This window comes from Bacillus basilensis, assembly GCF_050630465.1.
GTDB lineage: Bacteria > Bacillota > Bacilli > Bacillales > Bacillaceae_G > Bacillus_A > Bacillus_A basilensis.
The window spans coordinates 322,368-340,515 of the sequence record NZ_JBNTQO010000001.1 but is presented as its reverse complement, the minus strand read 5'-3'; the positions used below and the strand labels follow the sequence as shown (position 1 = coordinate 340,515).

Genomic DNA, 18,148 nt, shown 5'->3' with positions numbered 1-18,148 from the left:
AGAAAGCTGTTCCTATATTTTAGGTACAGCTTTCTTCTTTATTTTATTTATCAGTTCTATGTACTGAGAATCCCCATATCCGATTGTTGGAAATAGCTGAAACAACTTTATTAATAATTCTTGCGTTGATAAATCTTTATTTTTAGAGATGAATTTCATTACAGTATTATCTTCTTTTAGCATTTCTAAATATAAGTCTATAGCCTGATACATTACTGGTGGTACCTTATAGAAAATCTTTTTATGGTTTACTAATACTTCATTGTATACAGAAGAATAATTTCCCAATTCAAGTTCAATTTGATTTACTTTAAATTCATCCTCTCTGAAACTATTTAAGTATACCTTCCCTTCATAAGAAGACTGTTCAAGGTAAGAAAGTATGGTAAGTAGGTTCATTTGGCAGAACATATCTTCACCAAACCATAAAACAATACATTTATACTTTTTCGTAAAAAGGTTTTCTAACGGGTCTATAACCTTTTTTGTGTAACTTTCTATTGAACTATTATGCCCTTCTGCTCTTGTTTTAATAAACTCTTTATCAAAAACTTGTGTTGTAGCCATGTTTACACACATTGCCTCATTAAATGGTGCATAATCAGACTCCCCCATTAGCTTTTCATTTTTAAATTCTTCATGCATCATTTGACCATTCAATATGTTTAATACATCTTTATCAAACAGCTCACTCTTCGCATTTCGTAACTGCTCAACCTCTAATTTTCTAGAAATATTCATTTTAAACTCTCCCTCTTTATTTATATTGAGTTTAACAAAAGATTGAATAGGCAATTTGTTAAGTTGAAATTCTCTTGGGTTCATTCCAAAAACATTCTTGAAAGCTCTACTATAAGTCTCTTGCGAAGAATAATCGTAATCCAATGCAACATCTATTATCTTTCTATCGTTTATTAAATCCTCCGTAGATAAATACAATCTTCTTAAAAGAATATAGCGTCTAATACTTATACCTGTTACTTGGTGGAATTTAAAAGAACAGTAATACGAAGAATACCCCATATAATGAGATAAATCCTCTAATGAAAATTCCTTTTTTAAATTGATCTCAATCCAATCAATCATCTGCTGTATATGTTCATTCATTTACTTCCCCCCTTATTAAGCATTATAAGAGATGTTCATTACTTTCTTTTGATATTTCTTGTGTTTTATAACATGAGCCATTTTCTATAATCTTTAAACTCTATATGTAAGTATTAATTTTTTTTAGCTATCTTATTTTGTCATACCTTATACTAACTTTTCAATCTAACGTTAATTAGTATGATTCACACACCTTACCAATTATTAAAAGTCAATTTACATTATATTTCATTTTAAAGGAGTTCAAAAATTAAACTCGAATTTTGTAAAATAAGATTCTTTTAATTCTCTAGTAAAAAATTAAACTTTGGAAAGGACGTTACAATGAACGAGATAGATAAAGAAATACTTCAATTAATAAATGAACAATATCCGTTGAATTTTATTAACATTAAACCTATAACGAATGAAATGTATCAATGTTTAAAAATGCTGTTGTTTAACTAAGTTTCCTTGTAGTTAAACAACAGCATTTATTAATTATCTACTAGACAACCTTTTTTATAACTTATAAATACTGATTCAAAAGTCTGTTCAAATACAGTTCATTTTGCGGAGATACTTTCTCAGCAAATCTAGCTGTAATAATAATAGGAGCCCATTGAAAGATCTCATCTCGTGTGAGGCCAGTATTTCTACAATATATTTGTAAATACGTTTCCGCTAAGTCTATATGAGACTGCGCAAACAATAAATATGTACGAAATACATCTGCACGAATATCACCTGAACTGGCATCTACCCAGTCTATAATTTTCACATTCTCTTCCTTAGTCAAAATTAGATTAAATGGATGGAAATCCCCATGGCATAATCTAGGTTCAAATTTGATTAAATGTAACTTATTTAATATATTTTCCTTTTGTTTTCCATCCGATTTCTGTACAGATTTAATTTGACGCTCTAACCTTTCTCTCATTGATTCTATTTCATCTGTGTTCATACAAATAGAATGAATCTTTATTTGTTCATTAACACAAATATTTATGTAATGCTCCGCTTCATTTAGATTATTAAGCAGGAGATTACCAATACTGTCCCCTTTTACGTATTCCATAATAATTGCCTGTCTATTTTGTATCTTTGTCACTTCAAATATGTTTGGAACTGGTAGCCCACATAAATAAGCGTATTTTTGTTTTTTTGCTTCATTCATAGACTCTGTATTTGGAAGGTATTCGTTGAATAATTTAATAACTTTATTTTCATAAAGATATATCTTAGCTGTATTTCCTTTAGCTATTGGCTCACCTAAATTCAAGTTTTCCCCTCCTTAAACCATGTAGTATTCTACAACCTTATTTTAACTTCACTTCAATGATAGTATTTCCTTCTACTCATATGAATCCTATCATTACAAAAATATCTGAAATGAAAAAAAGAAAAACACGTATTGAAAACAGCTCTATAATTATAAGGCGACTTTAATAATGTTGATAATTTTTTGTTTCGTTTGGCTTAAATAATTTTTATTTTTAGTAGAAATGAGTATACCAATTGGAATTTTAGAATTAAAATCCTTAATCTTAAAAGATAGTACTTCATCATTCAAAATTGTACCTTTCGGAATAATCCCTATAGCATTTCCAAAAAGCATTTGTGGAATGAGGTTTAACGCACTACAATTGTAAATTCTTTTAAAAGACAAATTATTTTCCAACAAGAAAGAACTTACAGATTGGTAGGAATAACAATTACTTTCACCTACAATAACGGGATAATCTATAATATCAAATGCCTCAACAAATTCTTTTTGTAATAAAGGATGCTCTGGATCATTCACTATAAATTCAATCTGTTCATCACATATTGCAATAAATTTTACATTTGATATATTTTCATTATTACCACATACCGCAAAATCAATCTTATTATGATCTATCATTTCTGATAAAAGTGCTGTATTTCCTACTACAAAATCACAATGTATATATGGTTTTTCAGCATTTAAAAACTTTAATATTATCGGTATTAACCTTTTAGCAACTGATTCTAATAGACCTATTCTCAAACTGCCTTTCTCTTCATTACTAATTCGTTGAGCTTGAGAAATGGAATATTCCCAATGGGTTAATAAATTTTCTACTTCTTCCGCAAAAAGTTTTCCTTCTTCTGTTAATCTTGCATCCCATCCTCTTTCAAACAAAAGAAAACCAATTTCATTTTCCAGCTTTTTTATATGTGTTGTAACTGTTGATTGTGCATAGTTTAATTGTTTAGCAGCTTGTGAAAATGTTCCTTCTTCAATAATTTTTTTGAATGTAAGTAATTCTTTCATTTCCATTTCCAACACCATCTTCATCGGTTTTATTGATAGTTACTCAATATATTTTCAATTATACAAATGGAAGTATTGGAAGTAAAATGAAATCAAAAGAAAAGGAGTGCTATATTATGCCATTTGTCACTGTTTATCATCCTGAAAAATTATTTGATAATACGTTATTAAAGAATGTAAGCAATCAAATTCACCATTCGTTAATTGAGCATTTCAATATTCCCGAAAGTGATTATTTTCAAATGTTTTTACCTTATCCTCCTCATCAACTGTTTTATGATTCATCTTATCTTTTAGAAGGTTCAGTAAAACGATCCAACAATATGATTTATGTTTCCATTAAGTGTGGACCAGGAAGAACAATTAATCAAAAAAAGGCTTTATATAAAGCTATAGCCACTAGTACAGCTAATATATTACAAATCTCTACTGCTGATGTTTTTATTACACTACACGAGACACCTATAGAGAATTGGTCATTCGGTCAAGGTATAGCTCAAATGTTAAATCAGCGTAATAAATAGGCTTTATTTTTCTCAAAAAATAAACTTACCACCTTCTATAACTATATAGAAAGCGGTAAGTTTATTTTGCTAGGAATATCAGAAGGAAACTTTGGTGTATGCAAAACAGTAAATGAGTATCCTAGTTGAATAAACAATAATTCATTATGTTTACATTCATATGGAACACTATTTTTCTTCAAATTATTTTGTATGCGCTGTAAAAATGCTTGATCAGGTGTTCCAAAAGAAACGTGTACTTTCGGTGGTAAAGCTTTCATCGCAATTGGAATCCACGGTCGCTGCCACCAAGTTGCAACAATGTATGCAGTGCCACCTATTACAAAGTTAAAAATATCTCCATCCTCCATCGTTTTCATATCTAGATTTAATTTCAACCATTCCGTAAATACAGGTACACTTTTAACGGGAAGACCGATTTCTCTTACATATAAAACGTTTAATGGTGAATGCGGTACTAATACATCTTCTTTAACATAACTATGCGCGATAATTTCGAGAAGATTTCCATCACCATCTCTGAAATATAAGTTGAATCGGCCGCTCTCTTCATCAATTGTATGACCATCTTTCCATTTCACAATGAGTAATCCAGACTCTTCAAGCCATCTTGCAGTTTCATGAAATTTTGAATATGGAATCTCAAAAGCAAAGTGAGCAGGTGCAATTGGTTCATATACTTCTTGAAAACTAATTGTTGTGTATGGCGTTACTTCAAATTGAATAAATGATGCTGTTTCTTTTTTTATTGGAAAAGATAATATATCATTATAAACTTGTTTTACCCCTTCTATGGAAACCGTTTGTAGTTTTATATCTGATATATGTGTAATCACGTTACATTCCTCCCTTGTTTCTTACCATCTATTCGTATTGTATTACACTTATAAACAGATAAAATCAAACGGAAGAATGGATTTTTCATTTAAAAACTACAACTTTAGTATGAATATGTTAACTTCTTTCATTGTGAGTACAGTAACGTTTCAAAACAATTCCCCTCCATATTTCGTCTTTTTGATTAACACTTTACTTATTTCTATTTTTTCAAGTTTCTCCTGCATTGTTTCCATATAAAAAAGCTGTCTTTCCTTAAATGAAAAGCAGCTTTTACAATAAAATATATTAAGATTTTACAGCAATAATCAGAAATCTTTTTGAATTCGTACGAATACCTTTTTCCGAACTATTAGCTTCAATAAACTTTTGCAAAATATTAAAATCCTCTTCCTCTTCTCCAAAATTAGGAATAATAGGCGTATGTTTTAATAAGAAAATAAGATCCTTAGGCGTACTGTAATAATCAGTAACATCATATCCACGTACTTGCACGAGTTCAAATCCCGCACTAATAAGTTCCCTCATATACTTTTCTTTTAAAGTTCCGTCTCTTTCACCTAAGCATTGTCCTCGGCCAAATGCTTCTTTAAGATTTAATTTATCATGTTCGCTAACTTGTTGTGTTAAGAAAAAAGCACCCTGTTTCATTACTTTTGCTAACTCAGATGCTATAAACGGTGCGTGACAACTAGAAGCGATATCAAAATGGGCATTCTGAAACATTAACGCTTCAGAATCCATTTGAAAAAACTCAACGTTTTGTATACCTGATATTTTCAAGTTGGAATGTGCCGTTTCAATCATGCCATTAGAATTATCAATTCCAATTAACAATTTAGCTGAAGATGCTATGTTAAGTACATTCTCTCCTCCACCTGTACCAACATCAAGTAGAGTGTCTGATGGTTTACTTCTTTCTTTCACTTCTCCATAAAAGTCCCATGTATCTCCTACAGTTTCACATTTTATTTTACTAAAATCCCATCCATTTAATCTTCCTACTTTATCATAAAAGTTTTTGTACTCTAATTCGTTCACTTTATACTTTCCCCTTTGTTGATGCTTATATATTCTATAGATTCTTAATGAAAATGAGTCATCAATTATTTATTCTAAATATGCAAGCCAAGCCTTATAAAACGCTAGAACAGGCGATATCTTTTACTTTTTTCTTTATGCAGAGCTTTTTTACATATTTTGTTTTCTTCTGTTTGTTCATAAAACATCAATCCTTCCAAATAACCGCCTTTAATTACATTCAATAACTACCAAAATATTCTTACTTACTATTATACTTAATAATAATAATAGTAATAGTAATCATTAAATTATTTAATTTAATTAAAATATAATAAAATAAAGATTATAAGAAAACCTATTCTATACCGCACTTAATTTACATAATAATTTTATAGTTTATTTCTTACTGTATATTCTAAATGTCCTCCACCCAAACTACACATACTATCCAACACAATACTAACTGTTTTTCCATTTTCAGATAAACTATATTTTATGCAAAATAGATTTACTACAGACACTGTATTGTTTCCTGATGGAGGATACACATACCACTAAATTATTAGCAATAAAAGCCCCTTATTAAAGTAGCTTTTGTTGCTAATTTAGAAACTGCTGAAGTAATACAGGATTCTCTTTTAAAAGTTCTGCTAAAAACATAAGTTGTGGGAAAGGTTGTAAAATTAACTCTTTATCCATTTTTTCTTTTAATATAGCAACTCCGCCTTGATTTGTATAATCAGTTAATGTTATTTTTCCAGTGCAAATTAATTCAATATCATTCAATGAAAGTAACAGTAGTCCATTCGTTTCAGAAGATGGTTTAGGTAGCATCTTTGAATAAGCAACATACATGATAGATAAACTTTCATCTGGACTATCAATAATTAATATTGGATTGACTTCATTTTCTGCTTTTATTTTCTTTGATTGTGCATTCCAATTCTCTTTATAAAATGTAGTTGGTGAATTCAATATAGTAATATCGATAGAAGCTTCTTCTTTCACTTCTCTTTTAGCAGTTTCTACTGCTGTTTCATCCGCCTCTTTATGTCCTCCAAGTCTTACTACACCTAATGTATCGCCTTTACTCGTTGGTCCAACTTGAAAAACAAATAAATTCTTATACATTACATATGCACCAGATGTTCGTACATTCTTATCTATAGGTATCAATATTTACCCTCCTAAATTAACCATCTCACAAACCAGTTTACTATAATTTTATTATGTTTTTAAATTATCTTCAATCCAACACACAGCATCAAGTAAATTTTCCGCTATATAATTAGGCGTCGTTTCTATCCACGTATTTCTATACTTTGTTAATGAGCTTTCTCCCCATCCTGTTCGTACCAAAATCTTTTTCATATTCACCCTTTTGGCTGCAATCATATCCGTACTCCCTGTATCTCCAATAAGAAAACAGTCTTTTAAGCATAGATTATGTTCTTTCGCTGCTTTTAAAAGTAATCCTATATTCGGTTTTTGGCAGTCACAACTACTATTCATTTTATGTGGACAATAGTACATTCCATCTATATAAGCATCATCATCTTTTAAAATTTGTTGCATTTTTTGAAATCCTTTAAGCAGTTCTTTTTCAGTAAAATATCCTCGACCAATTCTAGTTTGATTTGTATATAAAAATACCTTTAGTCCTAATTTATTTAACCGTTGAATTGCATTAGGTACAAAATCAAATAACATAAATTCATTTGGATGTATTCCCCCTCCTATTGTTCCATCTCTATCTATAAAAACTGCCTTCATTTTTATTTCCTCCTTAAAATACATATAAAAAGTAGGATTCACCAAAAAATTACAGAATTCTATATATAACAAGTATTGGACGGATTATTTTCAAATTTCTCTATAATAAAGGTGGTATAAACAGTTTGAAACTTATACAAGAACGTAGCCTTACCGTAAAGACAACTTTTACTAAAGAATACAAGATTTTTATTTTTGGTTTACTCATTTCACGAATTGGAGACTCATTGTATACTTTTGCGTTACCTTGGATTGCCTATCAATTAACCGGTTCAGCTGTAATTATGAGTTCTTTATTTGCTATTAACATATTACCAATCGTTTTATTTGGCCCTTTAGTTGGCGTAATAATTGATCGATACGATCGAAAAAAATTACTTTTGGTAGCGGATATTACTAATATTATTTTAGTAAGTCTTGTACCAATACTACATTCATTATATCTACTAGAAATATGGCACTTGTACATAATTATTTTTATTTTAGCAGTTATGTCCATGCTTTTTGATGTAACAACTGTTACAGTCATTCCGCAAATTGTTGGAGCATCCTTAACTAAGGCCAATTCTTTCTATCAAATGGTCAATCAATTGGCTAGTTTATTTGGTCCAATGATAGCTGGAGTTCTCATTTCTTTTATTGGCAGCTTTCAGTTACTTTGGATTAATGTTCTTTCATTTATTGCAACATTAGTTGCTGTGATGTTATTACCGTCTATGAAAACCGTAAATAAGAAATATGAAGATAAAAATACACTTCAAAATGTACTATCTGATTTGGTTAATGGATTTACATGGCTCAAAAATGATCGCTTAAATATAGCTTTATCTTTTCAAGCTATGATAGGAAACTTTGGAGCAAGTGCGGTTTTAGGTGTATTCATGTATTATTTATTATCCACATTGCAACTTACCTCGGAACAAAGTGGGTTTAATTATTCATTAATTGGAATAGGCGGGCTTTTAGGAAGCTTGATTGTAGTTCCTTTAGAAAAGAGATTGCAGCGCGGCCTTCTAATTCCTTTACTCCTATTCGCTGGAGCAATTGGCTTAACTTTCGCGCTTTGGAGCACATATTGGTTCGCTCCTGGAATTGCTTTCAGTATTGCAATGACTTGCAATGTTGCATGGAATACACTTGTAGCCTCAGTTCGCCAGGAAACAGTCCCATCAAATATGCAAGGGAGAGTTTTAGGATTTTCACGTGTACTTACACGATTAGCTATGCCACTTGGAGCGTTAGTAGGAGGCATTATTTCAGCTTATAATCCAGTCTATGTATTTGCTTTAGCTGCCTTCACGAAATTACTTGAAGTTTTTATTGCACTATGTAGTCCGATACGAAAGCTATGATGGAAGGAAAGATAATTATGTATGATTGGTTAATTGCAATTACTGATAAGTTTATAAAGAAAAAAGGCATATCATAGTGCCTTTTTTCTTTACAATCATTTAACTGGATAACAAACTTCTGTAACCCACTTACTAGGATCCGATTCCATCGCTGGGCTCACATGATAAATATTAAACATCGGACCTGCTAATTCGTAACCTTCTGTCTCAATCCATGTTGCTGCAGCCTCATTTACAGCTGTCATTTGTTCATAGCTTCCATTAACCGTTATGGAAGCTACATTAGTTGATTCAATCTTTTTAAATGTAACGTCTTTTGTATTTTCATGCTTACCTAGGATACTTAGCTGTATTTCTACATCTACATCATTTTCTTTGTATTCTTGATCATGAAAGACAGCGATACTATAACTCGGATGGTCCATACTAATATTTTTAATATGAATTTCTCGCATCAATATACTCCATAAATCGCCTTCACAATTATACGATGGAATAATCTTTCTAACACTAGCTACATTTCTTTCTGGAATTTCTTTTATTGAAACGTGGTAATTCATCTCAACAACATCCTCTCTCATCGTTTTCATTGAATCTTCGAGGAGACGTAATTGTTTTTGGAGGTTAGTCATGTCTTCTTTAATTTGAGCACTACGATTTGAAAATTGCTCCTTAATACCATCTATATTATCGCATTCTATTATTTCTTTAATGGTAGCGATATTAAATCCCATATTTTTTAACGTTTGAATTTGATTTACTTTCTTTAATTGGGCTGCTGAATAGTATCGGTATCCACTCTGCTCATCAACTTTTATTGGTTGTAATAATTCCACTTTATCGTAGTGTCTCAACATCCGAATACTAATGGAAGATAGTTTTGAAAAGTCTCCTATTTTAAACATGATTTCCTCCTATAAGTTACATCTACTTCGAAACTCAACTTCATCTTAAACAATGACATTGTGTGAGAGTCAACTGTTTATAACACTTAAATCATATTTCTTTAATTCTTTCCCCTTATACTTACTTCCTTCTTAAGGCTATAAGAATTGATATTAGTCCGTTCACAGCTAATAAAGTTACAATAATACTTGTAACTAAAGCTACGTCTGGCGCAAATATTTTAATCGTACGCCATGGTGAACTTGTACTATACGTAAGCAGTGGGATGAAAACAATAGATATTAGTAGGGATAGACTCCCTATGAATAACCAAATTTGCTTTTTTACAGTTTTCATATGTTTATACTTTTTAATTAACATGATTGATATTATGAAAAGTATAAGTGTAACTATCAACAAAATAATTTGTGTTAATGGTATGTTTTTAGGGATATCAACCGGTTCTTCTCCATTCAAAATACTAATAATCCCCTTTTTCAATACTGATAGTGCGGTTTCTTCTAATACATGATTTTTATTCGTTAGAATCACACCACCCCAGCCACTTTTGTTTAAAATAAATAATTCTGCACGAGCATCGGGTGTTGATCCTGAATGCCAAATCATCGTTTCACTTTCATTTATATTTGTTGTTCTTAATCCAAAACCATAACTTTTTTCTGAGTTTATTTTATAAAGTGGTGATAGATAAAGATCCATGTTTTCTTTCTTCAATAATTGAGCATCCTCTGGACGATTCAAAAACATAATATATTGAATCATATCTTCTAAATTTGCAGTAATATAGCCATATGGTGCCCCGGTATTATCATAGGACACTACACTTTTTCTTGGAATGCCAAACCAAGACTGATAACCTGTAAAATAACCTTTTTCACATGCAATTTCTTTACTTGCTGCCGCGCCATTCATATTTAATGGCTGAAAAACATTCTTTTCCATATATGAAGAATATGTTTCATTTGTGACTTCTTCAATAAGCGCACCTAAAACAATATAATTCGCATTACTATATTGATATTTTTCTCCTGGTGGAGCAGTTACTTTTACATTTGAAAGCCTCATTACATTTTCTTTTAATGCTGTAGAATTTTTGGATTGCTTATCTGATAATGCTAAGCCCTCATATGTGCTTATTCCACTTGTATGAGTTATTAGATGTTGGATTGTTATAGTTGAGGATATTTGAGAATCTTTTAGTTTAAACCAGGGGAGGTATCGTTGAACTGAATCCTCTAATTTTATTTTTTTATCTTCTATTAATTTCACTATAGCTAAAGCTGTTAAAGATTTACTTATTGAGCCAATTGCAAATTGCGTTTTACTAGTGACCTTTTTTTCAGATTCTCCAGTAATCCCCATCGTTTTTGTGAAGAATACATCTTTATTATGTACAATTGCAACTGAAGCTCCCGGAATATTCTGCTCCTTTATAAATTTTTCAATATACTTATCTAATGTAACTTTAATATTTTGCTGAGCGTAAACTTTTGGAGGTATGATACATAATATTAATACATTACAAAGAATACAAATTAGAGACAGTTTATAGATCGTATTCTTCATTATACTTTAGATGCTTTCTTTTTTTATAACTTACTAAGCTAATAAATACCACTACAGAAAGCGTCAAACTAGTCAATATTAATAATGCGTTCCACCATTGATTATCTGAAATACGATATAGAAGATTATACTGAAATGCATTTTTACTAATAATCGGATTAAATGATTCAGTTAAAAATATTGAAAATATAGTTTGCAAGATGAGGTAAGTAATAACTGCGATGAATATGCCACTTAAGATAATTGTGTTGAATTTTCCCTTTTTATTTTGAAGTTGTTTCATTTTAACTTGTAAGTCAATTTCATTTATTTCTAAAAAATCTTGAACAAATAATTGAGGTGTACCTAAATCATCTATACTATCTTCACCATGTTCACGACATTCTTGAATATGTTCTAATATTTGTCGCTTAATATTATCCCTTTCTTCTAAACTTATATCGTATTGCTTTAATTCCTTAAGTACGTCTGTTAAAAATTTCTTTTCTTTACCTATCAATCTATTCCTCATTTCAGAAGGTCTCCTTTCAAACCGCTTTTTAATAATATTTGAATATCCGATTGCAATTCTAACCACTCATTAATTTTCTTCTCAAGACGTATTTTCCCATTTTCATTAATTTCATAATAAATCCTAACTTTACCACTGTCTGTTACTTCTTGATAAGTATTAACCCATTCTTGATTTTTCAACTTAGTTAAAATAGGGTAAATACTTCCTACTCCTTTCAATTTTAAATTGTTTACTTCAAGTTCTTTCATAATCTCATAACCATAACTTTTCTTTTTCGACAAAATAGATAATACACACATTTCTAAATGACCTTTAATTAAACTTGTTCTATTCATAGGATAAATTTAACAGAAATATATACTTCATTCAAGTATATATTTCTGTTAAATCAAAAAAATAAGATAATAAAACAGAAAGATTAACAAACAAACAATATCACTTACGAACTGTTTTTACCCTTATTTATCACTTTTATAATATAATAATTACATAATATATCAACTATTTATCCCTATTAGCTTTTTATATCTCCTTGTCTTATACTTCTTCTCTTAGTGAAAAATATCGTATGCGGGACATAAAAATAATAAAAGATCCAATTTCTTAATTTTGATATTAAGAAATTGGATCTTCTTTCATTACCTTGTATCAATCATACTGCGTTAATATATACATTATAAAGAATATACGTTTTATATAAGTTATGTTAATAATACATAAGCTAATAAAACTTTACTGATTACGCTCAAGACATTCATAAACCGCCATCATATCTCGTTTATCCAATTCACGAATGCGATTAAAAATTGGTATTTGCACAACAGCCTCTGTTAATAAACTCTCATCTACAACATCACTAACTTTTCCAGTTAACCATGTTTTTACATCCACACCCTCAACAACTTCTTTTAGCCCTTCATCATTAATACCACTTGCATTACAAGTTACACATGGAATTGTTAGTTTAAAGACACCATCGTGCAAATTATCTTCAGTAATAACTTTCTTTCCTTTACAAAATGGACATGGATTACTTTTTTTAATTTTATTAATTTGGGTAACTAACTTTTTATATCCAAATGCTTCGTATACATACGTAAGTTTTTTATATTTACCATTTGTGAAATACTGATCTATAATGTTTTCTCTCGTTTCATAAACATTAGGGAAATCACAAACAGTTACTTGATTATTAACACTAATGGATTCGATATTTCCTTTTATTTCATCCCAGAATGGTAAGACATTTTGTAACACTATTTCATAGTTTGAAAAGCTTGCTTGTTCTAACTCAAACATTTTTAGTGCAACTTGTGCTTTTCTTGGCAATAAAGAAACATCTTCTGTCAATCTCATATCACCACCAACTATATCTTTCAATTTATGAAGTGCAGGTAAATCACCGACTATTTTCAACACTTCATCAACTGGCTGATTGATAATTTCACGAATATCTGATTTACCAAATTTAAGTGGTTTATGATGATTTAAAACAGTCCCTTCACAAATTGGGCATGTCATCATTTCTTTAGAAGTCTTAATTTCTTCTTTAATAGCTGCTTTTGAAATAACAATATATCCACCAATAATCGTATTAAATCCTACCCATGTCCTGCGTGTCTTTCCTTTTTTATCATAAAATGATTTTTCAAAATATCCGTACCAAAACGTATGCTTTTCTTCTTCTGACATATCACTATAGCTCTTTGAAAAATCGTAACCAAGCTCATTTTTAATTTCTTCGAATAGAAACTCTATTTTTTCATATTGATAAAATTTTAATACTTTCATGATTTCTGGATCGAATAAACCGTCCCAAAATGGAACATTTTTATCTTGAATTGTAATATCTTTATCGAAAATTTCAATTTGAAGACGTCCAGAACAAGATGGACAATGATTGCCCTGTGAATAGAAATCAAAACTTCTCGTATCTTTATTAGTTGAATGAGCAGCTACAACATGATTAATTAGTCCACCAATTTCATATAAGAAACTATATTGACTATATAAATGCCTTTCAAGATCAATAGCAACAACAGGTGCAATTGTATCTGATTCATATTCACCATATATTAACCTAGCCATTGATGATAAACTTTTTAAAATACCACCCTTATAAATGTTTTCGGCATTTTTAAAATAGTTAATATGATTATCTTCTAAATAGTGAACTCCTTCCTTCTGCTTAAGCGCTGAAGAAATGTGAATTTGTTCAGCATTATTCGCACTACTTTTTTGACGATAATAATCATCATGACTTACTACATCCAGATGGTTTATAGATTCAAGTTGTCTTTTCCCGAAATCTACAATATAATCAGAGCTTTCTAACATGTAACTATTATGTTCAATCATGATGATCGAGACTGATTCATCTTGCAATATCCCTCTAACACTATCTATAAATTGATTTAAAATATTTTGTGATAACCCCTTTGAAGGTTCATCAAAAATAAATAATGTATGTGGATTTTTTGTGTTTGCAAATAATTCCGAAACTAAGTGAACACATTGAAACTCACCCGTTGATAATGTTTGTGTTTTTCGTTCTAATGTTAAATAGCCAAGTCCTAGTTTAATTAATAGGCTCAAGCGTTTATACGCAATATCTTCATTTGGAAGTTCATCAATAATATCTTCAATCGAGCGCTCGAAAATATCATCGATTTCTTCACTATACTTTGTTAGTTTCTTTTTAATATCTAGGAAAGTGGCTACAGTTGATCGACTTGTTATCGATTGATTTCGATCTTGCCCTACCATAACTAGTTTATCTTTTGGATATCGTTTCAAGAAATCTGTAGCTAAACATTCATTGACAAGTGTAGATTTCCCGCAACCAGATTCTCCTGTAACTGTTACAAGCCTATTTTTAGGAATCTGAAACTCCACCATTTGGATATTACGGCAATATAATTCTTGGAATGTATAATATTCTGTTGGTACTTCTTTATTTAGATCGCACAGGATTGATTTTGGTCTTGGTGATTCTTTCACAATTTGTCCACCATATTTTCCGCTACCAGGTCCAAAGAACAATTGCTCATCTGTTGTATCCAATACTGTATCTGAATGATCTATAAGCCAAATTTGATTTTTACACCCTAATTGCTTGATCTCTTCTAATATTTGTAATAATGTTTCATGATCAAGTCCAACTGAAATCTCATCAATAATAATTACAGCATTTTCACTTACTGCCATGAATTCAGCCAAATATAGTCGAGTTAACTCTCCACCTGACAACGTACCCATTATTCGATTTAATGTTAAATAGCCAATGTTCATATTAATTATATTTTGTAGTATATGTTGCTTTGCTTCACTAATATGTAACTCTTCCGCTAGCGAAAGAATAGATTCAACACTTAAATCATTAATACTTGAAATGGTATGTGGTTTAGCAAATAAATCTATAGTATGTTGTTTAATTTCTTCGCTATAACGTTTTCCCTTACATTTTTTACACTCAATATTTTTAGTAGTACCTCGGCCTTTACACCCAGTACACCAACCTAACTCGTTATTAAATGAAAAAACCTCAGGGGAAAGATGAAATACTTCAGCAAGTTTTTCGCGAATTTCAGTGAAAACACCAGTATGTGTACCTAGCGTTGAACGTGGATTAGAAGAAATTGATGATTTCCCCAGAAAAAGTACTAAAGGCATATCCTCCATCTTAATAGCACTAAAATTCGTTTCCATGATATTAGGAAATAAATATTGATATTCAGCCTTTGGTAATAAAGAAACTAATCGTTTTTTTGATTCTTCGCCAATCGTTTGACAAAAAGTTGTTTTACCTGATCCTGATAAACCAGCGATTCCAAAAGACTTATTAAATGGAATGACTGTATCTAATTTGTTTATGTTATTAGCAATTAATTGATTTACTTTCATATTAACCTCTATTCTTATTTTTCATTAAAATCATTTTTATAGTATAATAATTACACAATGAATATAACATCTTATATAATTACCCTATTACTTCAAGAAGCTTATCCTTATATATTTCAAACCATTGTTGCCATTCATCTTTAGAAAACTCTTTTTCTTCTCCTTCTAGAATGGAAGAAAAAAGATCTAAACAAATATGCCAACCTGCTATATCTTTCGGTGTATGATCAGTTAATTCATGAATGTATTCTTTAAGGAGTAAAAGAGAACCATTTTCCTCTTTATGTATTTCAAATCGAACCCGATCTTTATCCCAAGTAAATTCAAGTACTGAGTTTAGTTTACACTCTAAAATATCAATATTTATAAATGAACCATCCATCATGTCGAACTTTATGATTCCACCTGTTTTAAGGCTTTCAATCTGCAAATTAGACATCCATTTTTTTAACTTACTGTTTTCTGTTAAAACTGACCAAACCTCTTCTATTGAATATGAAAAATGACGATCAAATTGTACTACGTATTCATTATCTTGTTTATCTATTACAGCTAACATTATTAATTAACTCCCTCCAAAAACGAATATACGTTCCATTTTACATGATTTCATAAAAAAAAGAAATCTCTATTCCACCCCACTTAGTTTAAGGATTTTTTGTTAGATTCAAAATTGATTGACTGATTATATATGAAAGTTCTAATCGGGGTGACCATGCTTTTATTGGATCAATAATATTATCTTGATTAAGACTATTGACATATTTTAAACCATCTACTGCAATATACCCGATTTTAAAATCGGTAAATTCTTTTATAATCATCGGCCATTCCCCATCAGTCATTCTGCATTTAGAATATTTTATTATGTAATCAGCTGCTTGTTTTGAAAGCCCACATGAACCAGCTGTAATATCTACTTGTTTCCCTAATTGTAATGACATAATTTTATTTGATACTGTTTCTGTAACTTGCCATTCTTCAGGGTGTGTCTGAAAATCTTTCTCCGTTCTGCCAATGATTAAGTAATCTACATCTACTATATTTTGAATGAATGAATTAAACTCAACTGGATATTCTTTCATCCAAGTTAGTAAACGATCAAAGTCACAATAGTGATAGTAATCATGATCATAGTTTCTAACAAACTTCAAACAATCCCTACGTGCGTTCCCTGCCCCTGATTTTTCAACTATATTTATATGGAATTTACATTCCTCCAGTTCTTTTACAATTTCTTTAGCTGTTACATTACTAATTGTTATATATTTTTTATCATAATTTAAATTCATTAATTCCTCTTTTAGCTCTTTTATAGTAGATAATAAGCTCCCTGTTGGATCATGTGCCACTTGTTTTATAGGTTGCATAGTATATTCATCCCCTTTGCAAAATAAAAAAGCAGAAAGAATACTTTCTGCTTTTTTATAATAAAATAATATATTTCGTATGTTCAAATTGAATATAAAACAATAGTGTATACAAATAAACTCCACTACAATTCATAGATTAATATTATAAGCACTTAATTTAGTTTAATGATTTACCGCTTAATCGCATCGACAATTAACGATGGAAAACCAAGTTTATCACCTTTATTTCTAGAATCATACCTTTTCGAACGGAAAATAACACCGTCGTTTGCATCCCATTCATTGTAATAAAACTGACCATTTTCATCACAATATTCAAGTAATACTACCTCAAATCCAGCAGTTTCAAACATTTTCGTTAAAGTTTTATAATTATGAACAATTTTATGACTTGCAGCTGGATGATCTTTCGGGCCAGGTCCGCCTATTTGAACTATATTTTGGTACGCTTCATCTCGGAAATATGCATCAGGAACACCGCACCGGATATGCCCTGCTAGCTTTAAAAATTCATAACCAATTTCAGCTGCTCTTACACCTTCTTCAAACGTAAGGTGTTCCCATACATGCTCCGCTAAAATAGCTGAAATAGAGTTGTGTTCAAATCTATTTTCCCACGTAGATTTATCTAGTAAGTTAAGTTCGTCTTCTTGCGTTTGAACCCAACCTGGATTATTATTAAACACTCCAGCTCCGACTACTACTTTAATTTCGTCTTGTTTTATTACCATCACTTTCACCTCGTAAACATTTTAATTTATTAATATATTCTATGTTTACTAATATCCTTCCTTCTTCAACAAATTAAGAAAAATATAATGAAAGTAATAACAACATAACGAATTAAGGAAAAAATTCAGTATCATGAGTCCAGAACAATATCTGAATTCAAACACTAAAAATTTCTTAATGCAACAATCTAACTAACTTTATGGAATCAGTTCATGATACACAACCCTTTTATTTCTTCTAGATAATGAACTTTTTTTAAA

At 30.3% G+C, this 18,148-nt stretch carries 17 protein-coding genes and 2 pseudogenes; 3 read left to right on the top strand and 16 right to left on the bottom strand.

Features of this window, described 5'->3' with window-relative positions:
- Positions 1–12: 12 nt before the first annotated feature.
- The gene (locus ACQVV1_RS01790; protein ID WP_431168515.1) at positions 13–1,107 is read right to left on the bottom strand and encodes a helix-turn-helix domain-containing protein; all 1,095 of its coding nucleotides are present in this window, start codon (positions 1,105–1,107) and stop codon (positions 13–15) included.
- Between the two features lie 324 nt (positions 1,108–1,431).
- Between ACQVV1_RS01790 and ACQVV1_RS01785 the strand changes: the two are divergent.
- Positions 1,432–1,533, top strand: a pseudogene (locus tag ACQVV1_RS01785) (protein kinase); the annotation flags it as partial.
- Between the two features lie 82 nt (positions 1,534–1,615).
- Here the strand turns inward: ACQVV1_RS01785 and ACQVV1_RS01780 are convergent.
- On the bottom strand, positions 1,616–2,368 hold the full coding sequence (locus ACQVV1_RS01780) for a phosphotransferase family protein (RefSeq protein ID WP_431168514.1): 753 nt from the start codon (positions 2,366–2,368) through the stop codon (positions 1,616–1,618).
- A 150-nt stretch (positions 2,369–2,518) separates the two neighbouring features.
- A complete protein-coding gene (locus ACQVV1_RS01775) occupies positions 2,519–3,391 on the bottom strand; it encodes a LysR family transcriptional regulator (RefSeq protein WP_242253312.1) in 873 nt (290 codons plus the stop codon).
- Between the two features lie 110 nt (positions 3,392–3,501).
- Between ACQVV1_RS01775 and ACQVV1_RS01770 the strand changes: the two genes are divergently transcribed.
- On the top strand, positions 3,502–3,909 hold the full coding sequence (locus ACQVV1_RS01770; protein WP_242253311.1) for a tautomerase family protein: 408 nt from the start codon (positions 3,502–3,504) through the stop codon (positions 3,907–3,909).
- Between the two features lie 41 nt (positions 3,910–3,950).
- Here ACQVV1_RS01770 and ACQVV1_RS01765 read toward each other — a convergent pair whose 3' ends face one another.
- The 5 genes and pseudogenes from ACQVV1_RS01765 to ACQVV1_RS01745 form a co-directional block, all read right to left on the bottom strand.
- Positions 3,951–4,745, bottom strand: a complete 795-nt coding sequence (locus tag ACQVV1_RS01765) for a VOC family protein (protein WP_242253302.1) — start codon at positions 4,743–4,745, stop codon at positions 3,951–3,953.
- Positions 4,746–5,034: 289 nt separating this feature from the next.
- Positions 5,035–5,787, bottom strand: coding sequence for a class I SAM-dependent methyltransferase (locus ACQVV1_RS01760; RefSeq protein ID WP_431168513.1), 753 nt, complete (start codon positions 5,785–5,787; stop codon positions 5,035–5,037).
- A 371-nt stretch (positions 5,788–6,158) separates the two neighbouring features.
- A pseudogene (locus ACQVV1_RS01755) lies at positions 6,159–6,266 on the bottom strand (winged helix-turn-helix transcriptional regulator); the annotation flags it as partial.
- Positions 6,267–6,369: 103 nt separating this feature from the next.
- Positions 6,370–6,945, bottom strand: coding sequence for an NUDIX hydrolase (locus ACQVV1_RS01750; protein ID WP_242253299.1), 576 nt, complete (start codon positions 6,943–6,945; stop codon positions 6,370–6,372).
- Between the two features lie 51 nt (positions 6,946–6,996).
- Positions 6,997–7,542 (bottom strand): D-glycero-alpha-D-manno-heptose-1,7-bisphosphate 7-phosphatase, encoded by a 546-nt coding sequence (locus ACQVV1_RS01745; RefSeq protein ID WP_431168512.1) that lies wholly within the window; start codon positions 7,540–7,542, stop codon positions 6,997–6,999.
- Positions 7,543–7,667: 125 nt separating this feature from the next.
- On the opposite strand from ACQVV1_RS01745, the gene ACQVV1_RS01740 reads away from it, so the two are divergent.
- Positions 7,668–8,894, top strand: coding sequence for an MFS transporter (locus ACQVV1_RS01740; RefSeq protein ID WP_431168511.1), 1,227 nt, complete (start codon positions 7,668–7,670; stop codon positions 8,892–8,894).
- Positions 8,895–8,989: 95 nt separating this feature from the next.
- Here the strand turns inward: ACQVV1_RS01740 and ACQVV1_RS01735 are convergent, their stop codons facing one another.
- The 8 genes from ACQVV1_RS01735 to ACQVV1_RS01700 form a co-directional block, all read right to left on the bottom strand.
- Positions 8,990–9,799 (bottom strand): MerR family transcriptional regulator, encoded by an 810-nt coding sequence (locus ACQVV1_RS01735; protein ID WP_242253292.1) that lies wholly within the window; start codon positions 9,797–9,799, stop codon positions 8,990–8,992.
- Between the two features lie 121 nt (positions 9,800–9,920).
- Positions 9,921–11,366 (bottom strand): serine hydrolase domain-containing protein, encoded by a 1,446-nt coding sequence (locus tag ACQVV1_RS01730; RefSeq protein ID WP_242253291.1) that lies wholly within the window; start codon positions 11,364–11,366, stop codon positions 9,921–9,923.
- A complete protein-coding gene (locus ACQVV1_RS01725) occupies positions 11,347–11,877 on the bottom strand; it encodes a DUF1700 domain-containing protein (protein WP_242253290.1) in 531 nt (176 codons plus the stop codon). The genes ACQVV1_RS01730 and ACQVV1_RS01725 overlap by 20 nt, the downstream gene beginning before the upstream one ends.
- Positions 11,874–12,179 carry a PadR family transcriptional regulator gene (locus ACQVV1_RS01720; protein ID WP_306467431.1) on the bottom strand — a complete coding sequence of 102 codons (306 nt, stop codon included), beginning with the start codon at positions 12,177–12,179 and terminating at the stop codon, positions 11,874–11,876. The genes ACQVV1_RS01725 and ACQVV1_RS01720 overlap by 4 nt, the downstream gene beginning before the upstream one ends.
- Positions 12,180–12,612: 433 nt before the next feature.
- On the bottom strand, positions 12,613–15,783 hold the full coding sequence (locus ACQVV1_RS01715; RefSeq protein ID WP_431168510.1) for an ATP-binding cassette domain-containing protein: 3,171 nt from the start codon (positions 15,781–15,783) through the stop codon (positions 12,613–12,615).
- Between the two features lie 79 nt (positions 15,784–15,862).
- On the bottom strand, positions 15,863–16,342 hold the full coding sequence (locus tag ACQVV1_RS01710; RefSeq protein ID WP_431168509.1) for an SRPBCC family protein: 480 nt from the start codon (positions 16,340–16,342) through the stop codon (positions 15,863–15,865).
- An 88-nt stretch (positions 16,343–16,430) separates the two neighbouring features.
- Positions 16,431–17,153, bottom strand: coding sequence for a hypothetical protein (locus ACQVV1_RS01705; RefSeq protein WP_431168508.1), 723 nt, complete (start codon positions 17,151–17,153; stop codon positions 16,431–16,433).
- A gap of 173 nt (positions 17,154–17,326) precedes the next feature.
- The gene (locus ACQVV1_RS01700; RefSeq protein WP_431168507.1) at positions 17,327–17,887 is read right to left on the bottom strand and encodes a class I SAM-dependent methyltransferase; all 561 of its coding nucleotides are present in this window, start codon (positions 17,885–17,887) and stop codon (positions 17,327–17,329) included.
- Between the last annotated feature and the right edge of the window lie 261 nt (positions 17,888–18,148).